The organism is Candidatus Jordarchaeum sp. (assembly GCF_052745115.1).
Genome location: NZ_JBRAKS010000003.1, coordinates 1 through 11,347, shown reverse-complemented (window position 1 = coordinate 11,347; position 11,347 = coordinate 1). Strand labels below are relative to the sequence as shown.

The following is an 11,347-nucleotide window of genomic DNA, read 5'->3' as shown; positions in this document are numbered from 1 at the left end:
GTAAAAACGCATAAAAAATTAAAGTTACGAGACTTGACCTAAAAGGGATAAAGGTTTTTAATTAAAATTTTTAATAGTAAGCAGACATCTAGATCTATGCTTACGCACAAACTTTCAGATCAATTAATTACTTTTAAAGAAAGCTCAACTACACGCATCTAAACCAATCTTTTGCATTACGCCTCGCGCAGCTATTATTCCAGTGGCTGCAGCAGTCACTATACCTCTTGAAACGCCGGCTCCGTCTCCCGCCACAAATAGGTTAGATACAGCCGTTTCTAGGTTTTTATTAGTGAGGACCTTTTTTGCGGAATATTTAACTTCCGGGGCGTAAAACAGAGTGGAGTCGCCTGCAACACCCGGAATAACCCTGTCAAGTTTCTCCAAACCCTCCAAAATACCTGTTAAAATTCTGTAGGGAATTCCAATGGATATATCTCCTGGAGTTGCTGAGACAAGAGTTGGTTTCACCGATCCCCTCTCAATCCTAGACCAGTAGGATCTTCTTCCTTTCCTTAGGTCTCCAAGTCTTTGGAGTAGAGGTTTTCCTCCACCAAGGATCGTAACTTGAGTAGCAATAGATCGACCATAAGCCGTGGTGTCTTCCAAAGGTTCAGTAAGCCCCACCTTCACCAGTAAAGCGAAATTAGTGTTATCCGACTTTTTCTCTATAAAGGAATATCCATTAACACCCACATGTTCCTCGTAAACCTCCGTGGCCACGAACCCTCTATGGTTTACACAAAAGGTTCTCACAAAATCGTCAAAAGTTGACGTGCGAATGTGAAACTTCGGATCCTGTTGCACACTACACACGGGTTCCATTATACTTGCCGGAACCTCCACCCTCACTCCGATATCCACGGGCAGATACTGGGTTTCAATGTCCATCTTATCCATCTGTCCCTCAAGCCACTTCATTCCGGATCTTCCAGGACAAACAATACAATATTCGAACTCTACTTTATCACCATTCTCTCGTAATAATTCCCTCTCTCTTATTTCCTTAATACTTGTTTTGAGTAGAAATTTCACTTCTCTCCTCTCTAACTGGGAGTGAATTCTGTCAATTACCTTGCATGCGTTGTCCGTGCCAATGAGTCTTTGGTCTATTGGTATAAACTTGATATCTGCAGAAGACGCCTTTCTCTCAAGTTCTTCCACCTTCTCCTTCTCCGGTTTAGATAATATATTCGGAGCACCATTTTCAAGAAACATCTGATCCACCAGGTTAACAAGTTCCCATGCCTCTTCCTCATTTTTAGTGAATTCAGTCAAGTCACCGCCAATGTAAGGATTCAAATTCAAAAGACCGCTAGAATAGGCTCCCGCACCACCGATTCCACACATTATATCACAAGGATCACAACGCAAACACTTATCATGATTTTTGAGCATAGGGCATTGCCTTTTGGACGCTGCTTCACCCCGATCAATGACTATAATATCCTTAACACCATTTTTTGTAAGCTCATAGGCCGCAGCCAACCCAGCGGGACCCGCACCAACAATAGCTACCTGACAATTCACTATTTATGAAGCCTCCATTCTCAAACTATTTAATATCCTGAGAGTTTCAATATCCTGACTGCTAAGAAAGCCGCATTACGAGCATTATCAATACCCACACAGGCCACAGGCACCCCAGAAGGCATCTGCACAATAGAAAGAAGCGCATCCAACCCCCCCAACTTAGAACTCACCGGCACCCCAATAACCGGCTTCTCAGTCCTCGAAGCTATAAACCCCGGCAAATGAGCAGACAACCCCGCCACCGCAATGAAAACATCTGCCCCCGCTTCAGAAATATACCTCTCCAATTCCTTCGGGTTTCTATGCGCAGAAAGCACCTTAACCTCATATGTAATACTATTACTCTCCAAAACCTCCACAGCCCTCATAGCAATCTCTCTATCAGACTCACTGCCCATAACAACAGCAACCAAAGGCTTCTTTTCCACCATAACCTTACACCCTTCTACCACTAGAAAAGTAATATCATTGCCTCTTTAATTTCAAATTCTTACTTTAAAAAAGCTTCGCAGAATTCCCATATTCCACAATAGAGAATAATAAAAGCTAAGCCTGATACTCTATCCGCCCTCTTCCCGGAATCCAGTCCACTTGCCTTCCAATAAGATCCTTTTCCTTACGATAATTATATATTTCACGAATTAACTGCGCCAACTCAATCCTCTTCTCCAAAAGCGTTAAGCCACCAATATCGGATCTATGGAACAAACCCCAGCTATCCTTAAGTCTAACACACTCTACACAGCTTTCTGCAATATCTGCTGCTTCCGGAATCGTTTCGGCTTCCGCATATATCTCTACCGCTCGCGATCCACCAGTAATTATTTCACCATTCTCCAATCCAACCGAGCCATAAAAAACCTTAGCACCTCTTTTTTTAATCGCCACTTCATCAACACTAATCGGATGACCCTTTGCCAAGTCTCTTCTATCAGGATAACCCTTAGGAGCTACACACTTCACAACAGTAGCCGTATCTTTGAATTTCAGATCAATTTTATGAAGCTTACCACCTATTATAGCTTCTGATATATCCACCAAATCCGTCTCAAGAATCGGAAGCACATTCACCGCCTCCGGATCACCAAACCGGGAGTAAAACTCAATAATCGTAGGCCCCCACAGGGCGGTCAACATCATCTGACCCGCAATAACACCACGGAAAGGCTCACCCAACTCCCTATCAATAGCCCTAACCACACCCTCCACAATAGAAGCCGATATTTTATACTCCTCCTCATTTATGAAAGGAAGCGTTAACCCCGGACCACCAATACTACCCATACCACCAGTTTCTGGCCCAGTGTCCATTTCGTATGCGTTTTTGTTGTCTTGGACTAGTGGTAGGGGTTTTATGGTTTTTCCGTCTGTGAAGCATTGTATTGTGTATTCGGGTCCTTCGACTTTTTGTTCGATTAGTATTCGGTCTTCGATGTCTGTGTATGGTTGCATGTGTTTTTCGTATATGTCTCTGGTGTGTTTTCTTTTTACTTCTGCTTTTTCTTCTTGGAGGTATGCTTGGAGGTCGGCGATGACTTTTACTCCTTTTCCTCCGGCTTGTCTTGCGGGTTTTAGTGCTACGCTTTCGGCGTATTCGTTTATGTAGGCTATGGCGTCGTCCACGTTTTTGAAGGCCATGAATCTGAGTCTTCCTGGGATTTTGTGGTTCCACATTAGTCTTCTCATGAATGCCTTGGACATTTCTATTTCTGAGGGGGCTTTTTTTGCTCCTATGCAGGGGATTCCTGCTTTTTCTACTTCGTCTGCTACGCCTAGGAACTGTGGTTCTTCGGGGCCGATGAAGGTGAAGTCGACTGAAAATTTTTGGGCGACCTCAGCTACAAATTTTGGTTCGTTTGGTTTTCCGAGGGCTATTTCTCCTCCTGTTTGTTCGCATATTCGTAGTATTCCGGGGTTTTTGTCGCTGGCTGCTGCGTAAATTTTGGGGTTATGTGTGCTTCTGGCTAGTGTGTCGGCTATGGCGTGTTCTCTTGCTCCGTTTCCTACGAGTAGGATTTTTACCATTTTTCTATTCTCCTATGGGATATTCTCCCGTGAAGCATCCTAAACATAATTGTTCTTTTGGGAATCCTGTGGAGTCTATGACTGCTTTGAGTGATAGCCAGGCGAAGGTGTCTGCGCCTACTACTTTGCTTACTTCGTCTGGTGTTAGATTGGCTGCGATTAGTTCGTCTTTTTCTGGTACTTCGACGCCGAATGGGCAGGGTGAGACTAGTCGGGGGCTGCCGATTCTTACATGGACTTCTTTGGCTCCTATGCGGTTGCGCATTAGGTTGACTATGTTTCTGGTTGTGGTTCCTCTGACTACGCTGTCATCGATTAGTACTACTTTTTTTCCTCTGATGGCGTGTCGGATTGGGTTTAGTTTGAGTTGTACTCCTACGAGGCGTTCGAATTGTGTGGGTTTTATGGCGGTTCTTACTGATCGGCCGGTTCTTACGAATCCCATTTCTATGGGCATGCCGGTGTAGTCTGAGTAGGCCATGGCGAATGGTATGGCGGTTTCTGGGACTCCTATGACGGTGTCTGCCTCTACTGGGAACTCTTTGGCTAGGTATTCTCCGATTTTCATTCTGGCTTCGTAAACGGATTTATCGTTTATGAGGGAGTCTGGTCGGGCGAAGTAAACGTACTCGAATGCGCAGTATCTGGGTTCGGGTTTGAAGGCTTGTTTTCTTTCTATACTGTATGGGGTGAAGACGTATATTTCTCCGGGTTTTATGGGTGCTTTGTAGTCTGCGCCGATTACGTCTAGGGTGGCGCTTTCCGAGGCTACTGCTCCGTGGTCGAAGCCGAAGCTTCCGATGCACAAAGGCTTTATTCCCATGGGGTCTCGAGCTACAATCATTTCCCCGTTTTTAGTTATCGCGATAAGTGAGTAAGCACCCTTAAACTTCTCCATAACAGTTTCGGTGGCTTCTAGAGGGTCGCTTTTCTTTAATTCCTCATAGAGTAGTTGCGCGGCGATGTTTGCGTCTTCTTCGTTACCGATTTTGGGGTTGGGTGAAATTTCTTTAAAATTTAGGATTTTTCCGTTGTAGGTAAATCCTAAACCAGAATCATTGTCGCTGACTGGCTGGATGTTCTGTGCGGATTTTGGGTTGAATGGGCAAACGTTACCTATTCCTATCCATCCCGGCAGACTTTCTAACTTTTCTGAGGAGAAGAACTCTTCTACCATACCTCTGCCTTTTACGCAGTTAATTTTATCCCCGTTGAAGGCTGCTATTCCACAGGTTTCTTGTCCCCGGTTCTGTGATGCGATTAATCCATAGTACACGAATCTTGAAACGTTCCACTTCTGGTCGAAAGCGTAGATTCCGAATACTCCACATTTTTCTTTAATTTTCACTTTTTCTTATGCCTCCGAGGTAGCTTTCTAAGAAATCACTATCTATGGACTCGATGGGATATTTCTTATTGAGGCACGCTAGGCAAAGCTCGTCTTCTGGCAATCCGATACCTTGCATTAACCCATCAATTGTCATGTATCCAAGGGAGTCTGCACCGATGAATTTTTCAATTTGTTCGACTGTCTGATTTGCGGCAATTAGTTCACGACTGGTGGGGAAATCTATACCCATATAGCACGGGGCTACTATGGGTGGGCAACTAACTCTTACGTGAACTTTTCTGGCTCCCGCATTCCGTATGAGGCAAACTATTCTTTTCATGGTGGTGGCGCGAACTATCGAGTCGTCCACAAGTAAAACGTCTTTTCCACTAATAAGTTCTCTGACTGGATTCAGTTTCAGCTTAACCTGGTCTTCCCTTTCTGCCTGTACGGGCATTATGAAAGTTCGCCAAACGTAACGATTTTTAATCAATCCCTCTCCTAGAGGTATGCCCGACTCTGCCGCTAATCCCGAGGCTGCGGTTCTACCGGAATCAGGGACTGGGACCACAATATCTGCATCAACTGGGTGGGTCTGGGCAAGTATTTTTCCTAGTCTCTCTCTCACCTTAAATATTGATATGCCGTCAAAGTTGGAGTCGGTTCTTGAGAAGTAAATAAACTCGAACATGCAGCGGGCATGCCTATTAGCTTTAACAATTGTTTCTTTAACGGGACCATCATCTGTGATACGTGTTATCTGGCCGGGCTCTACATATTCTAAGATTTTTCCGTTGAGGGATTCGATGACTGCGGTTTCGGAGGCTATCATGTAAATGTCATTTATTTTTCCTATGCATAACGGTTTGAATCCTAATGGGTCGCGTATAGCATAAAGGTTTCCCGCCTCGTTCATTAAAACCATTGAGTATGAGCCCTTTAACTTGTTCATGCTTTTAACCAGTGCTTGGCTGTAATCGTCTGTTTCCAACAGATTTGATGCTAAGACATGAGCTATGGTTTCCGTGTCTGAGTCTGTGTGAAAAACGTGTCCTTTCTCCTCTAATATGGATCTTAATCTGAGAAAATTGGTTATGGTTCCATTAAAGGCGATGGCGTAAGAGCCTAGGGTGGAAACAAACTTTTTGGGCTGTGCATTTTCAATATTGCTGTCGGAGGTGGTACTGTATCTGACATGTGCTATTGCTTTGTTTCCATAAAGTGTGGATAGAATTTTTTTTGTAAAAACTGTGCTGGCAAGACCCATATCCTTATGGCCTGTAATTCCCTTTCCGTTTTGCACGTATATTCCTGCTGATTCCTGTCCTCTGTGCTGAAGTGCAATTAATCCGTCAAACGCGTATCTTGAGACTTGAATGGATTTGTCTGGTGAGTAAACGCCGATTACTCCGCAGTGTTCACGAGGTTTTCCTAAAAAGGATTTTTCACTCATAATTATTGCCCCATATGCGAGGGTATTGTACACTCCCAAGCCTGTTTTACATCTATTAAATTACAATTTACAACTTCATTATCTTGATAATGGAACACAATTTGAGGCAAGCCACTGACATTCCCAATATGGAATGCTGGCACATTTCGACTTTTAGCAAATTCCAAGAGAACATCAATATTAGATTTTGGAGTAGTAACAATAAATCGTGAATGACTTTCAGAAAATAATAATTCATCCAATCTTAAGTTTTTGGTATTAGCCATACTGAGATCAATGTCAATACCACGATTGCTTTTAATGCTCATTAAAGAAAGTGCCACTCCTAAACCACCCACCGAACAATCGTGAGCAGCATTAACATAGTTATTTTTTATGGCCGACCATACCAATTCCATAGTATTTTTTTCTCTCCACATATCTACTTTGGGCGCAATCCCTCCCTCAAAACGATGAACTGAATAATAGTATTCTGAACCACCCATTTCGGGAAATGTTTCACCTAAAAGTACAATGTAATCATTAATATTTTTGAATGTTAATGTTGTAATATTTTTAAGTGTGTCTAGAACTCCTAGAGCGACCACGACTGGTGAAGGCTTTACAGCCCTTTTTGTTACTTCGTCTTCATTGTAAAAACTCACGTTGCCTCCAACGCATGGTGTTCCCAGAACTTTGCACATGTCTGACATTCCACGTACTGTTTCCTTAAATTGCCAAAAAATATCTGGTTTTTCTGGATTACCAAAATTTAAACAGTCTACTATTGCTAATGGACGAGCGCCCACCGCGGTAACATTTCTGCAAGCTTCAGCAGTGGCACCGGCGCCTCCATTGTATGGATCTAGATAACAGTATTTAGAATTACAGTCACTAGAAACCGCAATGCCTTTATCCTTACCGATTATTCTGAGCACCGCAGCATCCCCTTCTCCGCATTTTACTATACTTCGGATGCCTACCTCATGGTCATACTGACGATAAACCCATTCCTTACTAGCAATATTTTCAGAAGCCATAAGCTTAATTAGTATTTTAGAAAATTCAGCGGGCATCGGAGGTTTTTCCACCGTTTTCAATTTCTCAATGTATGTTGGCTTTTCTGCAATTCTTTCTATGATTGGAGATTCGGCCAACAGTTTTGCAGGAACCTTGGCAACTATTTTGCCATTCAAAAAAACATTGATGTTCTTGGATTTAGTAACCTTACCTACTATGCTCCAAGATAAGCCATACTTTTGCAGTATTCCAGTAACTTTTTCCACACCCTTCGGATCAACAATAAAGAGCATGCGTTCCTGCGATTCAGATAGCATTATCTCAAAAGGTGTAAGTCCTTTCTCTCTTAAGTGAATTTTTGAGATTTCAATATCAATTCCGGTATCTCCCTTATTTGCCATTTCTGAGGAACCGCAAGTTAAACCGCCTCCACCGAGATCTTTTAATCCATGTACGAAACCGGTTTGTAAAATTTCAAGAGTAGAATCAATTATGAGTTTCTTGGTAAAGGGATCCCCAACCTGAACAGCGGGGCGGTCTTCCTCAGATTCTTCGGTTAGGTTTCGGGAGGCAAATGTAACACCATGAATACCATCTCTACCAGTAGCGCCCCCCGCTAGAATAACCACATCACCTGGGTACTTTGCTTGGGCTAATACTATTTCTTCTTTTTTTGCAATGCCTACACAGGCTACATTTACTAGGCAATTTTGTTCAAAGCTCTCATCAAATTCCACTTCGCCCCCTACTGTGGGAATGCCTACACAGTTTCCATAATCTGCAATTCCCTTTACCACGTATTTAAAAAGCCAGCGTGAGTGTGCGCTTTTTATAGATCCGAAACGTAGAGGATCAAGAAGCGCAATGGGACGGGCCCCCATGCATAAAATATCCCGAATTATTCCCCCTATTCCCGTCGCAGCCCCATTATATGGTTCAATTGCTGATGGATGATTATGTGATTCAATTTTAAATACCGCGACATAGCCATCGCCAATGTCCACTACCCCTGCGTCATTCCCTGGTCCACATACTACGCGAGGCCCTTTCTGAGGAAGTAGTTTTAAAACTGGTCTTGATGATTTGTAGGAGCAGTGTTCTGACCACATGACATCTATCATGCCTGCTTCTACGGCGTTGGGTTTTCTTCCCATCATTTTTTCGGCCTTTTCTAACTCTTCCGGTTTCAAGTCTACCTGAATTCCATCAACCATAGTCACTTACAGTTCGCCTCATTTTTGTAGAGTATTACTCATAGATTGGAAAATTAATCTTCCATGATCTGTTTTAAAGGGACTAAGAGCCGGTTCAGAAGCCCTCTCAGGGTGGGGCATTAAACCCACAACGTTCCGCTCTAAATTGCATATACCGGCGATATTGTCAACTGATCCGTTAGGATTAGAATCAGGTGTTAGTTTACCACTCTCATCCGAGTATCGGAAAACAATCTGATTATTTTCCTCCATCTCATGGAGAGATTCTGTATTATTATAATATCTTCCTTCATTGTGAGCGATAGGCATTCTAAGGATTTTGCCTCTCTCCATACTATTAGTGAACATAGTATCCGTGTTGTCTACACGTAGTGTAAGCCATTTACATATGAATGTGAGACTAGTATTTCTCAACAAGGCACCTTCTAACAAACCTGACTCAATTAGAATTTGGAACCCATTGCATATCCCTAGTACTGGTTTTCCTTCTTTAGCCATATCTTTTACCCTTTTCATCGCAGGGCTATACGCAGCTATGACTCCCGCTCTCAACGAGTCTCCGTAAGAAAACCCTCCCGGAAGTACAACCGCATCAAAGTCCCCGTCGTTAAAATCCTTGTGCCATACCAGCTCCGTTTCCAATTCCATGACATCCCTTAGCACATGCACTGTATCAAGGTCGCAGTTGGAGCCGGGGAATCGAATAACCGCTACTTTCATAATGATCTCCTCAAGTAGGTCCTCCAACATAATACAGTACATATTGCCATTGAACCGATTGGAATTTGGTACATGGTACATAAACCTCTGAATGAACAACGATTAATCTTTCACATTTATTGTAACTACGTGAATAACTGGGTTGAAAATCCTCAAGTCATTACACATTCTATAAACGATATTCTTTGCCTTCTCTTTACTCTCCGCCTCTAAGTTTACTCGGAGAAATTTTCCGGAGCGTACATTTTTAACCATTTCAAATCCATTCTGATTAATTAAATCCTTGAGTATGGTTTCCCCTTCAGGATCCCTTGCAGCCGGCTTATTTTCAATTACAATTTCTAATACGTAGTTATTCATTTTTGGTGCCTCTTATTGGGGGCATTTTTCCTAAAAGCTTCTGGTAAAGCTGGATATAGGTGTTTAAAACCTGTTCCATTGTTCCGCCTTTTCGGTAAACGTCCTTGTCTAAAATTTTGTCTGTGCCCACTTCCCAGATTCTCATCGAGTCCCCGTTAATCTCGTCGCCCACATAAATTTTGCCATCAGTTCCTCGTCCAACCTCTATCTTAAAATCCACTAGAGTAAGACCTTTAGCTTTTAGAGCATCACTTAAAATTCTATTGGTCTTAAGGGTGATTTCTTTAATTTTTTTTACTTCCCCTCGAGAAGCTAGACCTAAAATTAAAAAATGGTCTTCATTGAGCATAGGATCGTGGCGTGCATCATCCTTGAGATAAAACTCTACGACAGGTGGATTTAACAGGGTTCCTTCCTTGATGGGATAATTTTTTACTAAATGCCCCGCGGCAATGTTTCTGCAAACAATCTCTACTGGCAACATTTCCAGATTCTTTACTTTCATCATGTTCGGCTCGACGAATTCTATATAGTGGGTGGGGACTCCCTTCTTTTCTAAAATTTCTAAAAAGTAGGCTGATATGTGTGCATTTATTACAGCTTTCCCTCTTAAAACATCCATTTTTTCTCCATCAAGAACAGTAATACTGTCCTTAAACTCTAAGAGGGCCACATCACTATTCTCTGTTTCACGGACTTTCTTAGTTTTACCTTCAGAAAGAATCTTGCCCAAAGGTTTAGACATACCCCTGTCTCCGAGCCATTTTTTAGGTCTCGCTAGGTTGAGACCTAAAGCTCCCAATTTCAACTATCTATATTTCCAATATAAAACTTTTTTTAAACATCCATGTAAATAAACACAAATCTTTAAAAAATAATACCTAAAAAATGATTTGAAGATATTAATATTTTGAGATTAATTAGGATATTTTTGACATAAACATGTCAATGAAAGGCATTCATAATCAGGATATTTAAAGATATTTTTAGATTCGGCTAAATTTCTTTTATAGAACTTAATTAAAAAAAATGGGAGGTAGGATGTTAAACTCTAACTCTCAGCGCTCCAAGTAAAGTTAGTAGACCACCTAATATTGCAGCAGCTGGAGCAAAGGCAAAAATCACTTGACTTCCTAAGAAGACGAATAAACCTATTATCCCCAATATTAAACCTATAATTCCCGCAAGTACCAGAAGAATCATTGTTACGTCACCAGCATCTATGAGAATACCTATCAATGCTAGTATTCCCATTATCAATATAAGAATTCCCAGTATATCAATCCAAGGCCATACAATGCCCCCTGAAAATGACGGGAAAAATGAACCATGGGGGTAGTAGATTCCTATTGCAAAGCTTGGTACAAAAATGGCTACTAATAATAGAAGGGCTCCGACTAGTGCAGTGGTTCTGGATTTGCTTTTTGTGGCTCTTCTTGACCTTCTTCTTGGCATTTTTCTTCCTCCATATCATATTTAGCTTTGTTAGTTATCCATTTTTTATGGATTTGATGGTTCAAATTCTACTATTTATTCCTTAATAAAGATTTGTGAATAGGTTTTTATTGATTTCACTATAGTGCCTTGAAAAGTTTTTGAAACAAAACGACTGCGAAATCTGCCTTTTTATGGCTTCTTTTCGGTAAAGGAGCTTTTCTTCCCATATATTCAGACGAAACTCCTATATGGGTATTTGTTGATATATAACTTATG

At 41.8% G+C, this 11,347-nt stretch carries 10 protein-coding genes; all 10 read right to left on the bottom strand.

What is annotated here, in order from left to right; genetic code table 11:
- Positions 1-144: 144 nt before the first annotated feature.
- The gene (locus ACUVXA_RS00500) at positions 145-1,530 is read right to left on the bottom strand and encodes an NAD(P)/FAD-dependent oxidoreductase (protein WP_445869266.1); all 1,386 of its coding nucleotides are present in this window, start codon (positions 1,528-1,530) and stop codon (positions 145-147) included.
- A 29-nt stretch (positions 1,531-1,559) separates the two neighbouring features.
- Positions 1,560-1,964 carry a 5-(carboxyamino)imidazole ribonucleotide mutase gene (purE, locus tag ACUVXA_RS00495; protein ID WP_445869265.1) on the bottom strand — a complete coding sequence of 135 codons (405 nt, stop codon included), beginning with the start codon at positions 1,962-1,964 and terminating at the stop codon, positions 1,560-1,562.
- Positions 1,965-2,079: 115 nt separating this feature from the next.
- The gene (gene purD / locus ACUVXA_RS00490) at positions 2,080-3,558 is read right to left on the bottom strand and encodes a phosphoribosylamine--glycine ligase (RefSeq protein ID WP_445869264.1); all 1,479 of its coding nucleotides are present in this window, start codon (positions 3,556-3,558) and stop codon (positions 2,080-2,082) included.
- 4 nt (positions 3,559-3,562) lie between these two features.
- Complete coding sequence (gene purF, locus ACUVXA_RS00485; protein ID WP_445869263.1) at positions 3,563-4,906, bottom strand: amidophosphoribosyltransferase; 1,344 nt, start codon at positions 4,904-4,906, stop codon at positions 3,563-3,565.
- A complete protein-coding gene (gene purF / locus ACUVXA_RS00480; protein ID WP_445869262.1) occupies positions 4,896-6,341 on the bottom strand; it encodes an amidophosphoribosyltransferase in 1,446 nt (481 codons plus the stop codon). Before purF (ACUVXA_RS00480) ends, purF (ACUVXA_RS00485) begins: the two co-directional genes overlap by 11 nt.
- Before the next feature lie 2 nt (positions 6,342-6,343).
- A complete protein-coding gene (gene purL / locus ACUVXA_RS00475) occupies positions 6,344-8,554 on the bottom strand; it encodes a phosphoribosylformylglycinamidine synthase subunit PurL (RefSeq protein WP_445869290.1) in 2,211 nt (736 codons plus the stop codon).
- Positions 8,555-8,572: 18 nt separating this feature from the next.
- Positions 8,573-9,274 carry a phosphoribosylformylglycinamidine synthase I gene (gene purQ, locus ACUVXA_RS00470; RefSeq protein WP_445869261.1) on the bottom strand — a complete coding sequence of 234 codons (702 nt, stop codon included), beginning with the start codon at positions 9,272-9,274 and terminating at the stop codon, positions 8,573-8,575.
- A gap of 102 nt (positions 9,275-9,376) precedes the next feature.
- The gene (gene purS / locus ACUVXA_RS00465) at positions 9,377-9,634 is read right to left on the bottom strand and encodes a phosphoribosylformylglycinamidine synthase subunit PurS (RefSeq protein WP_445869260.1); all 258 of its coding nucleotides are present in this window, start codon (positions 9,632-9,634) and stop codon (positions 9,377-9,379) included.
- Positions 9,627-10,379 carry a phosphoribosylaminoimidazolesuccinocarboxamide synthase gene (gene purC / locus ACUVXA_RS00460; protein WP_445869259.1) on the bottom strand — a complete coding sequence of 251 codons (753 nt, stop codon included), beginning with the start codon at positions 10,377-10,379 and terminating at the stop codon, positions 9,627-9,629. Before purC ends, purS begins: the two co-directional genes overlap by 8 nt.
- Positions 10,380-10,678: 299 nt before the next feature.
- Complete coding sequence (locus ACUVXA_RS00455; protein ID WP_445869258.1) at positions 10,679-11,089, bottom strand: hypothetical protein; 411 nt, start codon at positions 11,087-11,089, stop codon at positions 10,679-10,681.
- Positions 11,090-11,347: the final 258 nt, after the last annotated feature.